Source organism: Sinimarinibacterium flocculans (assembly GCF_003201205.1).
GTDB lineage: Bacteria > Pseudomonadota > Gammaproteobacteria > Nevskiales > Nevskiaceae > Solimonas > Solimonas flocculans.
This window is the reverse complement of record NZ_QICN01000001.1, coordinates 658,356-679,744: the sequence shown is the minus strand read 5'-3', so window position 1 is coordinate 679,744 and position 21,389 is coordinate 658,356. Positions and strand designations below refer to the sequence as shown.

General features: G+C 63.7%; 14 protein-coding genes and 1 CRISPR repeat array. Of the genes, 9 read left to right on the top strand and 5 right to left on the bottom strand.

Translation table 11 applies throughout. The features are described from left to right. The first annotated feature begins 146 nt into the window (after positions 1-146). The 4 genes from imuA (at position 147) to C8D93_RS03065 (ending at position 5,574) form a co-directional block, all read left to right on the top strand. Entirely contained in the window at positions 147-764 is a 618-nt protein-coding gene (gene imuA / locus C8D93_RS03080; protein WP_110263671.1) for a translesion DNA synthesis-associated protein ImuA, read from the top strand. Positions 765-775: 11 nt separating this feature from the next. Then, entirely contained in the window at positions 776-2,173 is a 1,398-nt protein-coding gene (locus C8D93_RS03075; RefSeq protein WP_110263670.1) for a Y-family DNA polymerase, read from the top strand. 2 nt (positions 2,174-2,175) lie between these two features. Continuing rightward, positions 2,176-5,241 (top strand): error-prone DNA polymerase, encoded by a 3,066-nt coding sequence (locus C8D93_RS03070; protein WP_110263669.1) that lies wholly within the window; start codon positions 2,176-2,178, stop codon positions 5,239-5,241. Positions 5,242-5,349: 108 nt separating this feature from the next. Then, on the top strand, positions 5,350-5,574 hold the full coding sequence (locus tag C8D93_RS03065) for a helix-turn-helix transcriptional regulator (RefSeq protein WP_110263668.1): 225 nt from the start codon (positions 5,350-5,352) through the stop codon (positions 5,572-5,574). 750 nt (positions 5,575-6,324) lie between these two features. Here C8D93_RS03065 and C8D93_RS03060 read toward each other — a convergent pair. Together C8D93_RS03060 and C8D93_RS03055 are read right to left on the bottom strand one after the other, a co-directional pair. Next, positions 6,325-6,948 carry a SprT-like domain-containing protein gene (locus C8D93_RS03060; protein ID WP_170123866.1) on the bottom strand — a complete coding sequence of 208 codons (624 nt, stop codon included), beginning with the start codon at positions 6,946-6,948 and terminating at the stop codon, positions 6,325-6,327. Between the two features lie 589 nt (positions 6,949-7,537). Continuing rightward, positions 7,538-9,298 carry a hypothetical protein gene (locus C8D93_RS03055; RefSeq protein WP_110263666.1) on the bottom strand — a complete coding sequence of 587 codons (1,761 nt, stop codon included), beginning with the start codon at positions 9,296-9,298 and terminating at the stop codon, positions 7,538-7,540. 150 nt (positions 9,299-9,448) lie between these two features. Here C8D93_RS03055 and C8D93_RS03050 point away from each other — a divergent pair, with 150 nt between their 5' ends. Next, the gene (locus C8D93_RS03050) at positions 9,449-9,736 is read left to right on the top strand and encodes a helix-turn-helix domain-containing protein (protein ID WP_110263665.1); all 288 of its coding nucleotides are present in this window, start codon (positions 9,449-9,451) and stop codon (positions 9,734-9,736) included. 214 nt (positions 9,737-9,950) lie between these two features. Here the strand turns inward: C8D93_RS03050 and C8D93_RS03045 are convergent, their stop codons facing one another. The 3 genes from C8D93_RS03045 to C8D93_RS03040 all read right to left on the bottom strand — a co-directional run bounded on the left by C8D93_RS03045 (position 9,951) and on the right by C8D93_RS03040 (position 13,056). Continuing rightward, the gene (locus C8D93_RS03045; RefSeq protein WP_146216493.1) at positions 9,951-10,844 is read right to left on the bottom strand and encodes a hypothetical protein; all 894 of its coding nucleotides are present in this window, start codon (positions 10,842-10,844) and stop codon (positions 9,951-9,953) included. A 919-nt stretch (positions 10,845-11,763) separates the two neighbouring features. After that, positions 11,764-11,964, bottom strand: a complete 201-nt coding sequence (locus tag C8D93_RS20340) for a hypothetical protein (RefSeq protein ID WP_146216492.1) — start codon at positions 11,962-11,964, stop codon at positions 11,764-11,766. A gap of 222 nt (positions 11,965-12,186) precedes the next feature. Further along, a complete protein-coding gene (locus tag C8D93_RS03040) occupies positions 12,187-13,056 on the bottom strand; it encodes a hypothetical protein (RefSeq protein WP_146216491.1) in 870 nt (289 codons plus the stop codon). 1,339 nt (positions 13,057-14,395) lie between these two features. On the opposite strand from C8D93_RS03040, the gene C8D93_RS20335 reads away from it, so the two are divergent. The 4 genes from C8D93_RS20335 to cas2 all read left to right on the top strand — a co-directional run bounded on the left by C8D93_RS20335 (position 14,396) and on the right by cas2 (position 19,974). Further along, positions 14,396-15,166 carry a hypothetical protein gene (locus tag C8D93_RS20335; RefSeq protein ID WP_146216490.1) on the top strand — a complete coding sequence of 257 codons (771 nt, stop codon included), beginning with the start codon at positions 14,396-14,398 and terminating at the stop codon, positions 15,164-15,166. Between the two features lie 351 nt (positions 15,167-15,517). Next, on the top strand, positions 15,518-18,715 hold the full coding sequence (gene cas9, locus C8D93_RS03030; protein ID WP_110263661.1) for a type II CRISPR RNA-guided endonuclease Cas9: 3,198 nt from the start codon (positions 15,518-15,520) through the stop codon (positions 18,713-18,715). Positions 18,716-18,724: 9 nt separating this feature from the next. Next, positions 18,725-19,648, top strand: a complete 924-nt coding sequence (gene cas1, locus C8D93_RS03025; RefSeq protein ID WP_110263660.1) for a type II CRISPR-associated endonuclease Cas1 — start codon at positions 18,725-18,727, stop codon at positions 19,646-19,648. Continuing rightward, positions 19,648-19,974 carry a CRISPR-associated endonuclease Cas2 gene (gene cas2, locus C8D93_RS03020; RefSeq protein ID WP_211307161.1) on the top strand — a complete coding sequence of 109 codons (327 nt, stop codon included), beginning with the start codon at positions 19,648-19,650 and terminating at the stop codon, positions 19,972-19,974. Before cas1 ends, cas2 begins: the two co-directional genes overlap by 1 nt. 73 nt (positions 19,975-20,047) lie before the next feature. Then, positions 20,048-21,139: a CRISPR direct-repeat array (repeat unit 36 nt; unit sequence AGCGTAACCGATTGGGAATTGCGCTCAGGCCGGAAC). Positions 21,140-21,389: the final 250 nt, after the last annotated feature.

Sequence of the window (21,389 nt, the reverse complement as noted above, 5' to 3'; positions counted from 1 at the left end):
CGACCCGCTGGCCGCGCAGCCAACGGTCCGGGACTGGCGCCGGACCCAACTATTTTTCGCGGCGACTCAGGCGCTTGGGGCGTGTGCAGTAGCCTCGGGGCTATTGGACTGTATATGTATACAGCCCGTCGAATCGCCAGCTGGACATGTCCTCAGCCCCGAGCGCCGCCGCCCCTCGCCTCGACCAGATCCCCGGGATCTGGCGCGGCCAGCGTGCGCTTCGGGTGCAGGCGATGCCGACGGGGCATGCGGATCTGGATCGCTTGCTGCCGGGCGGCGGGCTGCCGTGCAATGCCCTGACCGAGATCCTGCACCCGCGCCCCGGCGTCGGCGAGATGGGGCTGATCCTGCCGATGCTCGGGCACCTCACCCAGGCCGGCAGCCGGGTCGGCCTCATTGCGCCGCCCCATGTCCCCTACGCCCCGGCACTGGCTCGCGCCAGCGTGGTCCTGCCGCGCCTGGTCGTCGTCGATCCGCCCGCGAGCGGCGAGCCGCTGTGGTGCGTCGAGCAGATGCTGCGCGCCGGGGTCTTCGGTGCGATCGTCGGCTGGATTCGCGAGGCAGACATGCACGCCCTGCGGCGCCTGCAATTGGCGGCGGTGACGGGGCACACGATCGGCGTGCTGATGCGCCCGATGGCGGCCGAGCTACAGCCCTCGCCAGCGGCGCTGCGGCTGAAGCTGACCCGCGTCGAGCAGCGCCTTGATGTCGAGGTGCTCAAGGCGCGCGGCGGTCGCATCGGCGATCACTGGCAAGCGGCGTAGCGTTGCCCGCCATGCTGTGGCTCTGCCTGCGCCCTACCCGCCTGTGCCTCGAAGCGGTTGATGCCGGCCAGGTGCCGGATCTCGCGATCATCGAGCGGCGTGGCCCTCGCAGCTGGGTCATCGATTCCCGTTGCGGCATCGAGCCCGGGACCGACCTGGGCGCGGCGATGGCGCTGCATCCGATTCGGCCCCTCGCGCGGCGACCCGAGGCCGAGCAGGAGTCGCTACGCCAGCTGGCCTATCTCGCATACAGCCTCGGCAGTCCCGTGCATCTGGCGACGAAGGCGCCGGTCGCCTTCGGCGGATCGGTGTTTCATGCGGTGTGGGTCGAGGCCTCGGCCAGCCTGCGCTTGTTTGGCGGGCTGCGCGAGCTGCTCACTGCGACCCAAGCCCTGCTTGAGCGTCTGGGTCTGACGATGGCGCTGGGCACCGCGCCGACGATCGAGGGCGCGGCGCTCGCCGCCGATCACGGCCAGCACCTGCGCACGCGCGAGGCGCTGCGGCAGTGGCTGGCCAGACGGCCAATCGGCGTGCTGCGGATGCGCCCTGACCTGCTCGCCAAGCTGGACGGCTGCGGGCTGCACTGGATTGGCGATCTGCTGGCGCTGCCGGCTGGATCACTGCGCCGACGCTTCGGCGCCGAGCTACCGGACCTGCTCGCGCGGCTTACCGGAGAGATCGCCGATCCGCGCGAGCCGGTCGTTCCGCCGGATCGTTTCGAGCGGCGATTCGAGCTGCTCGGCGGCGTCGATTCCACAGACGGCCTGCTGATTCCGGTGCGGCGTTTGCTGGTCGAGCTGGCGCATTACCTGCGCGCTCGGGACACCGGCGCTGCCGCTTTCGAGCTGGCCTTCCTGCACGAAAACAAGACGCGCACGTCCGTGCCGATCGCATTGATGGCGCCGACGCGCAGCGCCAATCATTTCCTGCTGATCACGCGCGAGCGGCTCGCGCGCACGACGATCACCTCACCGGTCGTCGAGCTGTTTCTGCGTGCGGACCGCTTCGATGCACCGGACACCGCACAGCTGGACCTGTTCGACACCGTGCATCAGCACGAGCGCGACTGGGCAACGCTTCTTGAGCGGCTCACCGCGCGTCTGGGCAAGGACGCGGTGTGGACGCCGGGCCTGGTGGCCGATCACCGGCCGGAGCAGGCCTGTGCGCCGCTGACGCCGGGGACCAAGGGGGTGAAGGCGAGCTTTCCACCGCGACCCGTCTGGCTGTTGCGCAAGCCCCGGCCGCTGTCGCGCACGCCGCGCCTGCTCGCGCATGAGCGTCTGCAGGGCGGCTGGTGGTCGCCAGTCGATCGCGACTACGCGATCGCGCAGGCCCGCGACGGTACCCGTCAGTGGGTCTATCAGGATCGCGAGTCGGGTCAGTGGTTTCTGCACGGGCTGTGGGAGTAGCGATGTCCTCCACTCCCGGATATGCCGAGCTGCACTGCATCAGCAACTTCACCTTCCTGCGCGGGGCCTCCAGTGCACGAGAGCTGGTCGAGCGTGCGAACGCGCAGGGCTATGCCGCGCTGGCCATTACCGACGAGTGCTCGCTCGCCGGCATCGTGCGTGCCCACGAGGCGGCGCAGCAGGCGGGTCTGAAGCTGATCATCGGCGCGGCGTTCCACATCGACGAGCTGCAACTCGTGCTGCTGGCGCCGGACCAGGTCGCGTACACGCAGCTGTGCCAGGTCATCACGATGGCGCGGCGCAATGCCGAGAAGGGTCAGTACCGGATCTCGCGTGAGGATCTCGCGCAGCACACCGATCGCTGTCTGGCACTGTGGATCGCCGATCACAAGGCGCGCATCGATACGGCCGCCTGGGTGCGCGATGCGTTTGCCGAGCGGGCGTGGATCGCCGTGTCGCTGCTGCGGCGTGGATTTGATGCGCAGCGCTCCGAGCGTGCGCAGGACCTCTCGGCACGCACCGGACTGCCGATCGTTGCGGTCGGCGGCGCCTGGTATCACGACGCCAGTCGGCGGCCGCTGCAGGACGTGCTCACCTGCACGCGCCTGGGCTGCACGGTCGAGACGGCGGGTCTGCGACTGGAAGCCAATGCCGAGCGGCATCTGCGCAGCCTCGACGATCTGCAGTCGCTGTATCCGCGGGACTGGCTCGATGAGACGCTGCACATTGCGGATCGATGCAGCTTTTCACTCGACCAGCTGCGCTACGAGTATCCGCATGAGGTCGTGCCGCCAGGTCGCACGCCCAGCAGCTGGCTGCGCGAGCTGACCGAGGCCGGCATCCGTCGGCGCTGGCCGGACGGCGCGTCGGGCAAGGTGCTGGCGCAGATCGGGCGCGAGCTGCAGCTTATTGCGGAGATGCGCTACGAGAGTTACTTCCTGACGGTCGCCGATATCGTCACCTTTGCGCGCTCGAAGGGCATTCTCTGCCAGGGGCGTGGCTCTGCCGCGAACTCGGCCGTCTGCTATGCACTCGGGGTGACCGAGGTCGATCCGATGCGCATGGAGATGCTCTTCGAGCGATTCATTTCGAAGGAGCGCGCCGAGCCACCGGATATCGATATCGACTTCGAGCATCAGCGCCGCGAGGAGGTGATCCAGTATCTCTATAACCGCTACGGCCGTGATCGGGCCGCGCTGGCGGCGACGGTGATCAGTTACCGCCCCAAGTCGGCGATCCGGGACGTCGCCAAGGCCTTGGGCTTTGCGCCTGAGGTGGTCGATCGATTGGCGAAGTCGGTGTACTGGTTTGACGGCATCGACACGCTCGAGACCCGGCTTGCCGAGTGCGGTCTCGATCCCAATCAGCGACCGGTGCAGATGCTGATGAAGCTCGTACCGGCGCTGATCGGCTTTCCGCGTCACCTGTCCCAGCATGTCGGCGGCTTCGTGATCTCGGAGCAGCCACTGCATCACCTGGTCCCCGTCGAGAACGCGGCCATGGCGGATCGCACGATCATCCAGTGGGACAAGGATGATCTGGAGACTTTGGGGCTGCTGAAGGTCGACTGCCTGGCGCTTGGGATGCTCTCGGCGATCCGCCGGGCGCTGGGGATGGTGTCGGCCCTTCGGGGCAAGCCCTTCGAGCTGTCGGATATCCCGGCCGAGGACTCCCAGACCTACGACATGCTGTGTCGAGGTGAATCCACCGGAGTGTTCCAGGTCGAGTCGCGCGCGCAGATGACGATGCTGCCGCGCCTCAAACCCCGCAATTTTTATGACCTCGTGATCGAGACCGCGATCATCCGGCCGGGGCCGATCCAGGGCGGGATGGTCCATCCCTATCTGCGCCGTCGTCAGGGCAAGGAGTCGGTGAGCTATCCGAGTCCGGAGCTGGAGCGGGTGCTGTCGCGCACGATGGGTGTGCCGCTGTTCCAGGAGCAGGTGATGCAGATCGCCGTGGTCGCTGCGGGCTTTTCACCCGGCGAGTCCGATCAGGTGCGACGATCGATGGCGGCGTGGCAACGCAAGGGTGGGCTGGAGCATTTCCGCGACAAGCTGCTGACCGGCATGAAGGCACGCGGCTACTCCGATGCCTTCGCCGAGCAGATCTACAAGCAGATTCTCGGGTTTGGATCGTATGGTTTTCCCGAGAGCCATGCGGCGAGCTTTGCACTGCTGATCTATGCCAGTGCCTGGCTCAAGTGCCATGAGCCGGCAACGTTTTGCGCGGCACTGCTGAATTCGCAGCCGATGGGCTTCTACGCGCCCGCACAGCTGGTCGCCGATGCGCGGCGCGCCGGCGTCGAGGTCCTGCCCGTCGACGTGAATCGCAGCGACTGGGACTGCACGCTCGAGTCGCGCAACGCGCTACGTCTGGGCATGCGGATGATCCGGGGCATGCCGGAGGTGGAAGCCGCATCGGTGGTCAGCGGCCGCCGGCAAGGCGCCTACGCCAAGGTCGACGAGCTGTGGAAGCGGACCGAGCTGACGCGCCGGGGGCTGGATGCGCTTGCACATTCAGGGGCGCTGGCCGGAATTGCCGGCGATCGACGCCAGGCCCGATGGCGCACGATGGCGGCGGACCGGATCGTCGATCTGCTGCTGGATGCGCCGCCGGGAGAGGACTCAGCGCAGCTGCGAGCACCGTCGGAAGTCGACGATCTGATCGCGGACTATCAGGCGGTCGGACTGACGCTGGGGCGCCATCCCCTCGCCTTGCTGCGGGACCGACTTGAGGCCGCGCAGGTCTCGCGTGCTGCCGATTTGGTGCAGATGCGATCCGGCAGCCCGGTCCGGGTCGCCGGCCTCGTGACACATCGACAGCGGCCGGAGACGGCATCGGGGGTCATGTTTGCGTCGCTGGAAGACGAAACCGGGATCACGAACCTGATCATTTGGCCGTCGATCCAGGAAGAGCAGCGACAACAGATCCTCGGGGCGCAGCTGATGGTGGTCCAGGGGGAGCTACAGAACGAGGAAGGCGTGATCCACGTGATTGCGCAGCGGGTGCATGACCGCACGCACTGGATGGGGCAGCTGGCGATGGCGTCGCGGGATTTTCATTAACGGCCAAATGCCGAACTCGAAAATCTGGCAACTGCGCCTGCACCGCGGCAGCAGCTTCAAGATCCTTGGTACCTACTGAAAGTCACACTGAATCTGGAGTACGTTGCCGTGGCTCTTCTCAGGCTCCCGGAGGTAATGAAAAGAACCGGCCTCGGCCGCAGCACCGTTTACGCCGAGGTCGCACGCCGCCGCTTCCCGTCCCCGGTGCGGCTAACGGCGCGATCTGTTGGATGGGTCGAATCAGAGGTGGTGGACTGGATCGACCAGCGCATTCGCGATCGGATCGATATGAAGCATGTTAATCAGTTGGTGGGCGTCGATGAGGCGCCATGAATGTGGCGAAGGTCCCCCTTGGTCAGCAAGTCTCTCATCAGACTCGTGCGACCCGGTCCAACCGATTGGCATTCATGTTTCCGTCATTTCACTACGGCACGGGCTCCCACTTCGTTGCACTATTTTCAAAGCCGCGACAGACGGCGACATACAGACGCCCCCTCCTATCAACCGCAACGCAGCCCGGACGCCACGCTGCGACCTCAGTCCGGTTTGTAGCCCCAACTGGCAGTCCTTGCCACAGGACAACCCTGTCGAAGGTCCGATTCTCGCGAAAGTAAGTTGCCGCAACCAGCTGTAAGAGCTCGCGACGCTCAGTCGAACAGATTGCGGGCACCGTCCCGACGCTGTTATGTCCATCGATCCGGTCGTCTAGGCCGGTCACTGAATGGCCCTCCTCCTCCTCCCGCTCCAGTACCGGGAGCAGGTCGAGGCCTTCAGCATCTGGGAATTCATCTCGCACGGCGCGAAGCCACTCGAGACCACAACGGCGAGCGGCGCTCTCAACAGAGCCGCATTGGCCGGCATATAGCGGCACGACAAGTGCTGCTGCGCAGCGCTCGCCTTCGGATAGAACCGAGAACGCGCCAAGTTCAGCGAGTTCGACTGCCCTCCTTACTCCAGCACGATCTTGCTCCCTGAACTGCACCACGAGCTCGACCAAAGATTGAGCGTTGCCGGCGCAACGATGCAATGCTGCGCGAATTCGTTCCGACCTTGAAATTCTGTCCATGGGGGCTAGACCAGTACTCAATCTGACCCCAGGCTTGCCAGATACCGACGGAGCGCCACGGTATCGACACCGTGCAGGCGGCTCACGTGCGCAATCGTTCGGCAATGAGACATGAGGCTGAACGGCCAATTGCGAGTTGGCGCACGTACCGCCGCACAGCACTCCTGCAGCTCCGCCGCGTCCGGATACCATCTGCCGCCATGGTCGAACCTCCCGCTCGGGTTGCTCCTGCGTTCAGAACGCTCAAGGAAGCACGCGGCCGCGCGACGCAACGCGGCGCCAGACGAGTTACTGCAGGTTGCATACGCGAGTTCGCCACGCAGATCCTCGCCAGCACTCCTGATCCGGCGCACCTGCGCCGCAAAAGCCGCGCCATGCGGATCGTTGCGACGCTGGGTGCTGGGATCCTTGACGCGAGCCAGAAACGCGTGGATCAGCTCATGGACGACCGTCTTGCGCAGCTCTTTAGGTGCATCGGCGAGTGCGCTTGAGATCTCGACGCCGACTCGCGGAGCGTAGCTACCAAAATGTCCCACCGGAAGCATCGCGAAGCGTATCGTGACGTCCTTCAGGGCACCACCAAAATGACGCCGGTCGATCTCATCCTTGAGTGTGGCGAGGTCGCTCTCAGTGATCGGCATAGCTGCACCTAAAGGCATGTCTGATCCTTCAGGTACCGGACACCCCGCAACACGCCGACCGCCCTCCACCCCGATGCCAAGTACGCAGGATTGTTAGGATAGTATTGCCCTACGTCCAACTGACGCCGTAGTGAATGATTCGGCGCATGCCACGACCAGTGGTCATCTCCCGCGAGAAGCCCTCGTCAGCTCCTCAACCATTCGTCGCCCCCGGGGGCACCTAGTCAAGCACCCACCATCCGTTTTCTGTCTTGGCTAGGTGGACGGAAGCGCCTTCCATCCATTCGCGTTTTTCGTCAGCTCGAAAGTCTCAGAATGCGCCTTGGGCTGGCATCCGCAAAGTACTTCATCCGGTCTCTTGAATGTGATGACGCACGAAATGTCGCGCGCTCGTCCGCTGATCACACGGGACGATGATCAAACGCTATATCAATTTAGAGCCAGAGGCGCCGCGGGCCAAGCCTCGCCAGTGCGATTTTTTTTCGAACGGCACCTGCGCCTCCGCTGACGCGATCGGCGCTCTACTAAAATAAAGCCGCATGCTTGGGGCACTACGCAACCGCCGCGCAATATTTTGATAAAGCATCGATCAGCACCAGATCCTTTCCCAGATCGCGTGCATTCGGACCATTAACAATCGCCGTCGACGCAGCCCTACAGCTGTCACTATTGCATTCACGATCGCAGCCGCCAGGCCGAACCATACGAACGTTACGGCCCCGCCGCCTGATCCCCCATCGCCAACATCCGGCGTCGGCGTCGGCGCAGGCGCGGCGGTCGGCGCCGGCGCGGCAACCACCTCAACAGCAACAGTCTGCTCGACATCGCCACCGTCACCGGAGCAGGCCAGAGTGAACTCGCTGGTACCGACTTGCGCCATGACTAACTCCACTTCGCCGCTTGGGGGACGGTTGCCGGCCCAGGCACCAGAAGAGAAACACGAGTCCGCCTGTTCCGAAGTCCACGTAAGGCGAACCGCGCCCCCGACCTGAATCTGAGTAGGGTTCACCGCCAGCGACAACGTCGGCGCCGGGACGGGAGGCAGTGCAACGGAATCCAGCGTGACGATGCCCGAATCGGCCGGGTCGAGAGCCGAAACGATCGCACGCGCGCCATCGAGATTGTCGACCCACAGAGAAGCCAGCGCGCGCGAACTCACGCCGATGCCACCTGGGATGTCTTCGTTGATGCCACCTTCGATCTGGCCGACAACGCGCCCGTCGCCGTCGAAGATCGGAGCACCGCTTGAGCCCGGACCTACGAGTCCATCTTGGGCCGAGTCCTCAGCAATCGAGATCCAAATGAAGCAACCTGAGTTCACGTCTGTGCAGTCGAACCTCGGGCGCGAGGAAGCCTCGAGGTGGCCGTCGGTATCCCGAAACCATTGGCGCGGACGGTTCGACGTGTGATGGATGGAATAGGACTGCGTAAGCCGTCCAGCGCCCCCGGCGCCAGCGCCAGTCGCCGAGCGATTCCAACCCGCAAACTGAGCGTTGAACGAGGGCTGGATTGGCTCCTGAAGACCGTACAGGATCGTGTCGCCCGCCATTCCCACCACAGTCGCCTCGATCAGTTGCGGGCCAAGCGCGAGGATGTCGAAGTCGGGGCTTCCACAGTCCACCTGACCATCAAACGTAAACTGGCGGAACTCCGTTGTCTCCAACTCCACTCGATTGTTGTCCAGCATGTCCGGGTCATCCTCGCAGTGGGCGGCGCCCATGATGAGGCCCTTGTAATCCACCGCTGCGCTGTTCATCAAAGTGCCGCTGCAAAACAATGTGACGTCCCGCTTTGCGATGCGCACGTTGACGACCGATCGAGCGCTGAGGTCAAGTGCCGGAGTGCGAATACACGAATAGTTGATCGAATCTACTCCGGGATTGGGCGACTTCGGCGACTTGGAGAGCGATCGGTACTCCACCGCGCCGACGGAGAATCGAGCAATGTCGGAATAAGCCTTCGGCACTTGCACAGAGAGCGTGGTGCCAGGACGAAGCGCCGGTAGCCACACGGAACTGCGGGAGGCCCACTTGGCTGGGAGTGCTCGGTCCACACCGACGTGGGTCAGCACCAGCGCTGCGCCCTCCGGAAGGGCCATGTCAACGAGACGCAGGCCAATCGACTCCGCGGTATCGGATTCGAAGGTCTGGCTGAACACCACGTAGTCGCCAATCGTGCGGCGCGCGAATGCGCCCTTTGGGACCGTCATGTCGAGCACATGGGCTTCGTATGGCGGCAGCAGCGGAACCAGCGCCTTCGACCCCACCGGCGGCTCGATGATGGTTGTGCCCGCCTGTGCTGCCCCAGTGAACAGCAGCCCCGCAAGGGCTCTCAAGATCCACGTTGTCATAGCACCCTCCCGTTCTGTATCGATTCCGACGCCGCTCCCTGGCCACCTACTGAACCCGCCGTTGCTCCCTCTACCAGCAAAGGCCTGTCAAAACTTTTCTGGCGACTATAGTCCGTGGACCCATGGTCTCGCCAGCACCACGCTGCGGGCATGGAGCAGGACGCAGACCGGATCCGCCGCGCATTTGGACTTGCACTCAAGTCGTGCCGCACCGCCTGCGCAATTTCGCAGGAGGCCCTGGCGCTTTCGGCTGGTGTCGACCGCACCTTCGTATCGCTGCTCGAGCGCGGGCTGCGCCAGCCGACCCTGGAAACACTCTTCCGGCTGGCCGCCGTGCTGGACACGTCACCGGAGGCCATGGTGGCGATGACCCGCCAGAACCTCACCCGCTCGCCGGCCAATCGTGCGCGGCGACAGTCAAATGCTCTATCAAAATAGAGCCGGGTTCCGGGCGCGACCGGTGGTGGCAGTCCGATGTTTTAATACAGCACGTGCGCTGCATCAGACGCGATCAGTGCTTTACTAAAATACTGCGGCCCGGTCGGCGCATGGCGCGGCCGCTGTGTAATATTTTGATATCGCCTTTGGCATGCGGATCTGCGGTCCTCGTGCTGCGTCGCAGTAACGGACTTGCCCAGTCTCCGGGGCTGCATCAGAAATCCCCGCCGCAGATCGGACCACACGGGTCGAAGTCGAACCCTGTGTCATCCATTCCGTACGGATTGCCCGCAACGTCAACGCCAATCGTCCCGTCGAACATCGGCAGGCCACTCGCAGGATTGAAGTCCCACGTCGTGGTCGCGGTGGCGTGGTCCTCAGACCACGGATGAAACGAATCGAACTCGTCGTAGCGCGCCCGGCTTTCGCTGTCATCCAGCGCAAGCCCGGCACCGCCGGGGGCGAATGCGTTCGCAAACGGATCGAAGTCGTCGACCATCGTCGGCGCAAGGGCAGCCCCAGCGGACACGTACGCGACGCTCGCATCCTCGGGGCCTGCCTCCCGCCGACGCTGCCGCTGCGGCGCGCGGTGCCTGGCGCGCCGCGCGGCGTTCGGAACGAGCGAGATCAGCAACCCCTGCCCGATCATCAGCGTTGTCAGACCCGCAAGCATTGCGCCGAGCCGGACCACCTCGTCGCGCCCGACGTCGTACCCCACGAACATCATCCCCGCGAGCCAGTAGAGCCACCACGGGATTAGCGCAGCACGCACGGCGCGTGGGTGTGGCGGGCGTCCGGTAGCGCCATCCGCGGCCGCCCGCTTCACGCCCAGGAACAGGAAGGCGGCCGGCACCCACAGTGCTCCGCTCCCAAGGACCACCAACGCGAAGCGTCCGATCATTGGATCGCCGTCGTTGATCGCGATCCCGAATGCGTAAACGCCGGTCGTCATCAGAACCACCGACATCAGGCCCCACCACTGTCGGGCGATGCGAAGCGGTGGCGGAAGGTTGTGACGGGGAATCCGGAACACGACCCATCCCGCCAGCAACAGTGCTGCCGGCGCCCAGGCGACGATGAACGCCAGGACCTCGAACCGGGGCATCACGACCGTACCCCGAAGACACCGGCAGGGTCGCCGGCCTCGGCCGCAGTCGGCCGATCAATCCGGAGCGCCGGCCGGAGATCGGTCGCGTTGCGTGAGCTGCACGCCGCATGCGCTGATCGTGCAATGGAATAATAAAGCACTCGCCGCGGAAGCCCCGCCGCCGCGCCGAATTGCGCTGAAGCGATCCCGCCGGCCCAATTTGCATGTTTATAGTAGAGCACTGACCGACCGCGGAATGACGGCGACGCAACGGTTTCGATGCTCGTGTACATGATGATGCTAGAGCACAAAGCAAAGGCCGATGCTGTAGGTCTTCCGTCGGGGCGTGCGGACTGCCGCATCATGTAGACAGCAGCGCAAATGTCCACGTCCCGGCGAGTCCGGCTGACAGGACGTAAATTCCGAGAAATTGAAGCGGCGCGTGGCGGAGCCGCAAGCCGCATGCGCTCTGCAGCGCCACCACGATCCTCGCAGCAGACACCGCCGCGGCCGCCGCGAACGGCGCGGGCGTTTCGAGCTTGAGGAAGATGACAACCGCCGGTACACCGGCCAGCGCGGCCCAGATGAGCTCATCTACGAGCGTGCGCGTATCCGGCCGATGCAGCAGTTGTAGTGGATTCCGCCACTGAACGAGCCAGACAACGGTCCGGAGGAATCGGGCTGCCAGCGCGGATGCCCGGGGAATTCTTGTTGGTGCGTTCCTTTCCTTGGCAGATGAGGCTGTGCCCTTGCGCGGTCTCGTCAAGCGCCGAGCCCCATGACAACCAGCTGAATCAGGCCCGCCAAGGCCATTCCCGCGACCATACCCGCGCCGAAGATAATGTGACTGCCTTTCATGGTTCCTCCCTTCGTTTTTAGGGGAGTAATTATCTCACAGGTACCCGTTTTCATAAAGATTTTTTCCGGGTACCATCTTTTGTCATTTATCCGTCTGATTCATCTGCGATTTGGCGGCGCCAACCCATTTTGTCACCAGGTTACCCACACGCTCCTCGAGGTCGTCCTCGTAGCCGTTTTCGACAAGTGCACGGCGAACGGACTCGAGATCCTGGGCGATCGACGCCGCCAGCATGACGGCGATTTTGACCCGCACTTTTCTTGGACTGAGTTGCAGCTGCATTGAAATGATTTCCGTGTTGACCTGATTCCAAGGTACCGGCCATCACGCAGAGAGCTCCGCGACCCGGGCGACGGCGATTGTTGCCGCTGCAAACTTATTGAACGACGGGCCCGCCGGATCGTGCTCACGCCGTCGTTGTGCCCGCTATCGAGGGGCATATTGCAACCACTCATCGCCGCGTCTGGCGCAACCGGCTCGGCATCGCCGCAGAGGCCAGCACCGCTACGGTTTGTGCCCAGCAAACCATGTCGGTGCGCCGCGGCGATGGCGTCTGACAATCGCGGAAAGCGGCACACGAGCCACCTGCATCGGGCGCACCCAACGGATGGTCTTGGGCAGCGCTGGAACGGGCCGCCCGGCCCTCTTCGATTGCTCGACGATGTAGTAGAAAAGCTGGCGAAGCTGGTCGCGGTTGCCGCGGAATCCGGGAGTCGTTTTCAGGCCGTGCAGCAGCTGCTCCAGCTCGGCGTCCGGACGCTGGACAGCCGAGCGGATCCGGGCACGGATGGTATCCATGGCCTGGGCTGTAATCCGCCACGTCCATGTCACCGGCCGGATCCGCTGCGTCCGCCTTGCCTCGCGCGGGTCCTCGAGCGGTTTGCGATAGCGCTTCTGCAGGCCGACCGGCACGGGAAGCCGGACCAGTTCGTAGCGCCAGATCCACGGCAGATAGTCCGCATGGGCATCGCGCCATCGCTCCAGAGACGCGAGCGGATCATCCCCTTCGGTCTTAAGCAGCCAGAACTGGAATGCCGTCTCGCCGGGACGCGGAAACAGGACAAGATCGAACCGTGCAATGCCCGATTTCCGCAAGTAGTGGCGGCGGTCCTTGCCAGCAGAAAGCTCGTATCGCTCGGCGAAGCGCTGGACCATTGCCTGCACTTTTTCCAGCGGCACGATGCCGGTCACGTAGAAGCGATAACCGCGGCAGATGCAGTGCTGCAGATCCAGCATTGCGGCCGTCACGGACGAAGGAACCTCGGGGTCGAGCATTGCGAAGTCACTATAGGGAAGGGATTCATGCGAGGAGGTCAAAAGAGCTTCCGCGTTTTTCGCGCGCACGCTCACACCGGACAGGTACCTGATGGGCACGCGACCATTCCGGGACCTGCCGGGACGGCTCACGGCGCCGCAATTTCAGCCTTGCTGCGCGGCCGGTACCTGATCAATGCCTCGGACTTTCGGGGCGCGGCCACCAACCCGCTTTCTCGTCGGGCAACCACCCGACCTGCGAACGGGGCAGCCACGCCCCCGTTCGGTGCACCAGCACCGCAGCGCCAACTGCGGTAGCTCGCCGTCGCGACGTGCCTCTAATAGGGCTCGCGTCGTGGCAACGGGCACCGCGGGGTGAAATTCCCCGCGATGACCCAATCGATGGCGGCATTTTTGAGCGTGGGCGACGCGGACACGGGCGCATCGGCAACGATGCCAACCCGGACGCAGGAGTAGTGGGTAGCCAGTCCCACCCACGGGCGGCCGGCAACGGTCGGACGTGTGCGCGGCACGTGGGTTCGTGCGGATGGCGAAAGGGCGCAAGCCTATAAGCGATCCGGCCTAGCGGTTTCGGCGAGGGCCGAGGCCGGCGACAGGAGGCACCCGCGGGCGAAAGCCGGCGGGGTCTGTGATAGCTGAAACGTGTAACAGCGTCCTCGAGAAGGATGCTTCCGTGAGTAACGGTGATGCCGTCGTCCCCACTTCAGTTGGGGCGACTGCCAATGGAAGCGACGAAAAGGAGTAAGCAGCTGCTTGGGAAGCTCGGGCTGCCGAAAGCCGAAAGGCGGAGACCCAGAGGGTCTACTTGAGTCGTGATGTTGAGCGGCTAAACCGCGAACCTGCGTTCTAACGCGGGAAAAACCAGTGGGTGCCGGGTGGCACCGGATCCAACCCCATTGGTAAGAGCGGGGATCAGTAGGAGCGGATGACGTGCGATGCAGTCGAAACACGTGTCCATCCGCCGGTATTCGGCGGGTACGAAAGTCCCCAGCGAGCGCAGAGGTGTGGAGGGTGATTCCTCAACCGAGCGTGGCAGGAAGGCGCGGCTGAGAAGGAGCTGGCACACGGGTGGTGCCGTGGCCGGAATCGCAACAGGTGGTGCTGTCGATTCCCTTTCGGTCTGCGACGTACAGGCCCCAGTGAAACGGGTTCTATGTCCAATTGTTCAGGAGGTGTGCAATGCGTAATGCACGGGTGGCTCCCTTCGCCCGCGACCCGACGCGCTAATTCGGGAGGACGCGACCAGTCCACATGGTCGCCGGCAGTGAGCGACGGCATATCGCGCCGCCATTTCGTTTGATGTTCTTATCCAGTCCGATCGAGCCTGTGGCTCGATCGGACCTTTCTTACACCGCCGCGCCCAATCGAGACATCGAATTCCCCCGCATCGGGACGCCCGGTACCTCCCACGCATCGCCCACTGCAAACGGAGATTCCAATGTCCAGCACCTTCGATCCACTCGTCTGGTTTTTTCAGCCTCGAGCCATGGCGCACCTTAAAGCAGCGCTACCCCGATATCCGTTCATTGCATACGGATCTGCCCATCCCTACGAGATAGAGGAACTGCTGATGAAGTTTGAAACCCTCGGCCCGCTCGCCGGCCCGAAGCACGAGCCCCGAGGCGCGCGTGGACTGTTGATTGCACATGCGCAGCACGCTCACTCGATCGACTGGGCGCTGCTGTCGACGAAACCGGTCGAGGGCCTGTTGTTCATGGACACCCGAGACGAACTGTTCGTTGCGCCTTGGGGCGATAAGTACGAACTGAGGAAGGTGCTGATTGAAGTGTCGTCCGCAGTTCGATGCTTCCCGGACCGACCCTCCGATTTCGAAACGCCGCAAATGAAGCTGAACGCGGAACTTTTCTGCCGGAGAGCATGGGCGCTAAGGCCGTCCGCGAAGAACATCCTCAACCGCAACATCGATCTCGCAGAGTCAAGCAGATACCCCGAAATCGAAGTGCGAGTCATTGCCCATCAAATCGATCGCCTGCATGCCTTCCCGCTATGTGTTCGAGACATCGCAATGCTGCGCGGCTGCGTTGACGCCATTCTCTGTCGGGCACCCAACGGATCTCCGTACCCCTGGACGAGAAGCTTGGAGCGGTGCGTTCGGACGGGTGTGAAGACGACTCCGCTATCGACGCTGATCGCGCGCTACAGGAGTTCAGGAACGCTCCTGCCCTCGACTGGCATTCCCCCGGGTTGAGATCATGCAAGCCGCCACAAAGACACTCACCGCGGGCGAACTCGCGAAGATGGTCCTCCACAGCCGTCACCGACCCCTTACAACCCGAAGCGGAAGTCGTCAGCCGAGAAAATACCGCCGCAAAGCTGCCATTGGACGTGGGGGTGGGGGTCGATCGAGCGGCTTTGCCGTTCTGCGCGCTCGCCCGCACGGATCTCGTCTGCCGACATAAAAACGGGGCCTCGCGGCCCCGTTTCTCAGTTTGTGCATCTTGCTGCTTGTTAGCGGAAAGAGCGCAATTCCCAATCGGCTAGCGTGGGAATAGTATCGGCCTGAAATGCGCGGCACAAGCGCACAGGTGGAGGGAATCCGATGAGAAAGAAAGCGGTCCGATATCGGCTGGGGCTTGATCTGGGTTCCAATTCGCTGGGCTGGTGCATCGTGCAGATCAACGAGGCCGACGAGCCCGTCGGCCTGGTTCGCTTGGGAGTGCGGCTGTTCCGGGATGGGCGCAACCCCAAGGACAAGGCCTCGCTCGCCGTCGCCCGCAGAATGGCGCGCGGGATGCGTCGGCGGCGCGACCGCTGGCTCAAGCGCCAGAAGCGGTTCATGGCAGCGCTGATCCAACATGGATTGATGCCAGCGGACGCTGATACGCGCCGGGCACTGGCTGCCATCGATCCCTACGCACTGCGCAAACGGGGGCTCAGCGAAGCACTCACGCCGCACGAACTCGGCCGTGCGCTGTTCCACCTCAACCAACGGCGCGGCTTCCGCAGCAACCGCAAGGTGGACAAAGCCGACGAGAAGGAGAGCGGCAAGATCAAGTCCGCCCTCAAGGAGGTTCGTGATCGGCTGGCCGCGCAGGGCGCGCGCACGGTCGGCGAATGGCTGGCAGACCGTCACGCACAGCGCCAGCCGGTGCGGGCGCGGCTGCGCGGCCAGGGCGCCAAAGCCGCCTATGAGCTTTACGTCGGGCGCGACATGATCGCGGACGAGTTCGATGCCCTGTGGTCGGCGCAGGTCGGTTTCAACCCTTCTGCGCTCACATCAGCGGCGAGGGATGAACTGCGCGACATCCTCCTGCACCAGCGCCCGTTACGGCCTGTCCGACCCGGCCGCTGCACGCTGGAACCCGATGACGAGCGCGCGCCGCTCGCCCTGCCCTCCGCGCAACGCTTTCGCATCCTGCAGGAGCTCAATCACCTCCGTTACGAAACCGGCGTTGGCGAGGAGCGGGCGCTGACGCTGGAGCAGCGCGATCTCTTTACCCGCCTGCTCGAAGGCCAGACCGGCCCCGGCAAGCGCGACAAGGCCGATGCCCGGGGTCAGCTCAGCTTCGACACCATGCGGCGGATGATGGGCCTGCCCGATACAGTCAAGTTCAGCATCGAGTCGGACAAGCGCGAGGGCTTGAAGGGCAATGCTACGAGCCTCGCGATGGCGAAGGCTGATCGCTTCGGCGTCGCCTGGCACCAACTCTCACTGGCGCAGCAGGACGCAGTGGTTGAACTGCTGCTGGAAGAGGAGCGTGAGACGGCTATTGTCGAGTGGCTCATGAAGCTGCATGGGCTAAACGAAGCCGCTGCCCTGAGAGCCGCCAACACCGGGCTGGCCGACAGCCACAGCAATCTGGGCCGCAAGGCCTTGGCGAAGGTGTTGCCGCATCTGGCGGCCAACGTCGTCACCTACGACAAGGCCGTTCTGGCGGCGGGCTATGCCAGCCACAGCCAGTTGCACACGGGCGAATACTTCGGCCACAGCGCACTGCCCTACTACGGTCGCATCCTGCAATCGGCGGTGGGTTTCGGCTCCGGCAATCCGGAAGACTCCGAGGAAAAGCAGTGCGGGCGCATCGCCAATCCCACCGTGCACATCGGCTTGAATCAGTTGCGGCGGCTGGTCAATGCGGTGATCGAGCGCTACGGCCCACCAACCCAGATCGCACTGGAAGTGACGCGCGAACTCAAACAGAGCCGGGATCAGAGGGAGCGTATCCAGAAGGAGCAGGCTGAGAATCAGAAGCAGCGCGATGCCGACCGCGAGGAACTGCAAAGGCATGGCCTACGCGACACCGGCGAGAACCTGTTACGCCTCAAGCTATGGCGCGAACTGAACATCCGAGACCCGCTGGATCGGCGTTGCCCCTACACCGGCCGGCAGATTGGGCGCGAGAAGCTGTTCAGTGAGGAAGTCGAGGTCGAACACATCCTGCCGTTCGCCCGCACGCTAGACGACAGCATCGCCAACAAGACACTGGCCTACCGAGAAGCCAATCGCTACAAGAAGAACAGCACGCCCTTCGAGGCCTTCGGCCAGTCGCTGCATGGCTTCGACTGGCAGGCGATCCAGGACCGCGCGGCGAACATGCCCAGCAACAAGAAGTGGCGCTTCGCGGACCGCGCGATGGAACAGTTCGAGACGCGACATGGCGGTGACTTCCTCGCACGGCACCTCACCGACACCGCGTATCTGAGTCGCACGGCCAAGGCTTACCTCAGCTACGTGTGCCATCCGAACGACGTGTGGGTCACGCCGGGCCGGCTGACCGCGCTCCTGCGCGGCAAGTGGGGCTTGAACCAGCTGCTGTCCGACAGCGGCAAGAAGAACCGCACTGACCATCGTCACCACGCGCTCGATGCCGCGACGATCGCCGTGACGGATCGCAGCCTGCTGCAGAAGGTGGCCACACTCTCGGGCCAGGAGCGGCTCGAACGAGAGAAGGACCGCATCCTCGTGCCCTACCCCTGGGAGGGCTTTCGCGATGCGCTAGAGCAAGCCTTGCCGCGCATCGTCGTGAGCTACAAGCCGGACCACGGCTATCAGGCCGGTCTGCACAACGACACCGCTTACGGCTTTGCCGAGCCCTATGAGCCCGGCAGGCCTTCTCAGGTGGTGCATCGTGTGCCTCTGCTGTCGCTGACCAAGCCCACCGACCTTGACGACATTCGCGACCGCGCGCTGCGCGAGCGCATCAAGGCTGCGGTAGCTGGCACCGAGGGCAAGGAGTTCGCGGCCAAACTGGCCGCATTTGTCGAGCAGACCGGCATCAGCCGCGTGCGGGTTGCTGAGACGCTAACCGTGATACCGATGGGGCGCGGCGGCTCTCATCCCGGCCGTGGCAGCGAAGCGCGGGGCGCGCCCTATAAGGCCTACAAGGGCGACGGCAACTACTGCGTGGAGATTTATCGCGACGAGAACGGGCGCTGGCGCGATCACATCGTCACCAGCTTCGAGGCCGCGCAGATTGCGCGGAGAGACCCGGCGCGGCTTCGGCACAAGACGCTGGCGCAGAATGGGATGTCGTTGGTGATGAGGTTGTGTGCAGACGACTTCGTCGCTGTCGGTTCCGAAACGTATCGACGAATCTACCGCGTTGCCCAAATGACGGCAGGCAAGATCATCCTTGCCGAACACCACGAAGGCGGCGACCTGAGAAATAGGGATCGCGACAAGGATGACTCCTTCAAGTATCTGGTTCGAGCGGCCAGCGCGCTGAAAGATGCAGAGGCCCGCCGCGTCTTCGTCACCGAACTGGGCTACGTCCTAGACCCCGGCTTCAAGCCCTGAGCCAAGCCTATGCTCGGCCGCATTGTCGAGATCGCCCAGGATGGCCGCCGTCTCTCTGTGGATCGCGGCTTTCTAGTGATCCGCGATCATGAGCAGGAGCTTGGTCGCATCCCGCTGGATGACATCGCTGCCGTCATCGGCAACGCACACGGGCTCGGCTACACCAAGAACGTGCTGGTAGCGCTGGCCGAGCGCAAGGTGCCACTGGTCGTTAGCGGTGCCAACCATTCTCCGGTCGCCTTTCTCTGGCCGCTGGAGGGGCATCACGAGCAAGCGGGCCGCATGGACTCGCAGCTCGATGCCAGCCTGCCGCTCAAGAAGCGCCTCTGGTCGCAGCTGGTCAAGGCCAAGCTGCAACAGCAGGCGGCGGTGCTAGAAGCATGCGGAGAATCACCCGCGCTGATCACCGCACTCATCCCGAAGGTTCGGATCGGCGACCCCGACAACATCGAGGCACAGGCGGCCCGCCGCTACTGGAGCCGCGTGATGGGCGAAGGCTTCACCCGCAATCAGGAGGGCGACGGCATCAATGCCCTGCTCAACTACGCCTACACCATCCTGCGCTCAGCGACGGCGCGCGCGGTGCTCGCGGCGGGTCTGCATCCCTCGCTCGGGCTGTTTCACCGCAGCCGGCAGAACGGCATGCGTCTGGTGGATGACCTTATGGAACCTTATCGCCCGGTGATGGACTGGCGCGTGCGCGAGTTGCATCGCGCGGGCGCGAGCACTGTCAATCCTGAAGCCAAGCGCCAACTCGCGCACACGCTCTATCTCGACATGGACAGCGAAGCCGGCCGGACTCCCCTGATGGTCTGCGTGCAGCGGCTGGCGGTCTCGCTGGCCCAGGTTTTCGCGGGGGAGCGGGACAAGCTGGACTTCGCACTGCCGCTGCGTCCGCTGCTCTTCACTGAGAGCGGCAGTAGCGCCTTCTGATGCTGACCGGCTACCGGCTGATGTGGATGCTGGTGATGTTCGACCTACCCGTGGTCGAAGACAAGGAGCGCAAGGCGGCGACCGCATTCCGCAAGGCGCTGCTCGATCAAGGCTTCGAGATGGCGCAGTTTTCGGTATATCTGCGCCATTGCACCGGCCCCGAGCAGGCTGACACCTTGACCAAGCGCGTCGAGTCGGAACTACCCGACGGCGGCAAGGTGGACATCCTCTATTTCACCGACAAACAATACGAACGCATTGCCACCTTCGTCGGCAAGAAGCGAGCTAGCGCGAGAAAAAATCCAGACCAGTTCAACTTGTTCTAGCCCATGCGAACTCCGCTTTGTTGCGCCACATATAACAGAAAACCCTGATACTTCATGGGGTTCTGTTACACGCAGCGTAACCGATTGGGAATTGCGCTCAGGCCGGAACCGCTGGGGATCGCGGATCATCGCCGGCACGAGCGTAACCGATTGGGAATTGCGCTCAGGCCGGAACCGTCGGCGTGGGAGCGCCACTCTTACGGGGAGCGTAACCGATTGGGAATTGCGCTCAGGCCGGAACCTGTTCTGCATCGTCGAGATGGCGAGGAACAGCGTAACCGATTGGGAATTGCGCTCAGGCCGGAACTGTTGGGCCGTGAACAACAACGTGCTGGTAAGCGTAACCGATTGGGAATTGCGCTCAGGCCGGAACTCAAATGACTCGTGGGACATCGGGACTGCTAGCGTAACCGATTGGGAATTGCGCTCAGGCCGGAACGGATCGTTCGCCGTCGTGCGCGCGCGACTGAGCGTAACCGATTGGGAATTGCGCTCAGGCCGGAACCTCGTCACCGGCGACGTCATCTACCCGCACAGCGTAACCGATTGGGAATTGCGCTCAGGCCGGAACTCGCCGATCCCTCATCCGAGAGCCCGTGGTAGCGTAACCGATTGGGAATTGCGCTCAGGCCGGAACATGCTGTGGAGCAAGGGGTCGCCGTTGTCGAGCGTAACCGATTGGGAATTGCGCTCAGGCCGGAACACGATGTGGGTGACACCGTCGACGACGAGGAGCGTAACCGATTGGGAATTGCGCTCAGGCCGGAACATCTCGGGGATGGGCAATTGCTCGCCGTGGAGCGTAACCGATTGGGAATTGCGCTCAGGCCGGAACCACCGCGGCATCGAGGTCATCAACTGCTCGAGCGTAACCGATTGGGAATTGCGCTCAGGCCGGAACTGATCGGCTGATGAGCGTGGAGGCGGAGAGAGCGTAACCGATTGGGAATTGCGCTCAGGCCGGAACGTTGAGGACGTGGGTGTAGATCATGGTGGTAGCGTAACCGATTGGGAATTGCGCTCAGGCCGGAACTACAGATCGCTGAGCATGTCCGCCTCGTCCAGCGTAACCGATTGGGAATTGCGCTCAGGCCGGAACACCGCTACCGATAGTCTGCGCGACACCGACAGCGTAACCGATTGGGAATTGCGCTCAGGCCGGAACGTCAGTGCAACACTGACCATTCCCGCTCTCACCCCGATGCCGACGCTTACGGACGCTAACGTCCTGACCGATGTGTTCCAGCTGCTCGTGAGACCTCAGCTGGAGAGCTAGCCCGCAATCATCTCCGAGGCAGAGGCGCGCATACACCGGATCGGTCGAAAAGCGCACAGGCACTGCCGAGGTGGATCTGCCGCAAGCAACCGGTGTTCACTGGCTGGAGCTGGCACGCCAGCGACGCTGAGCAGCCCGG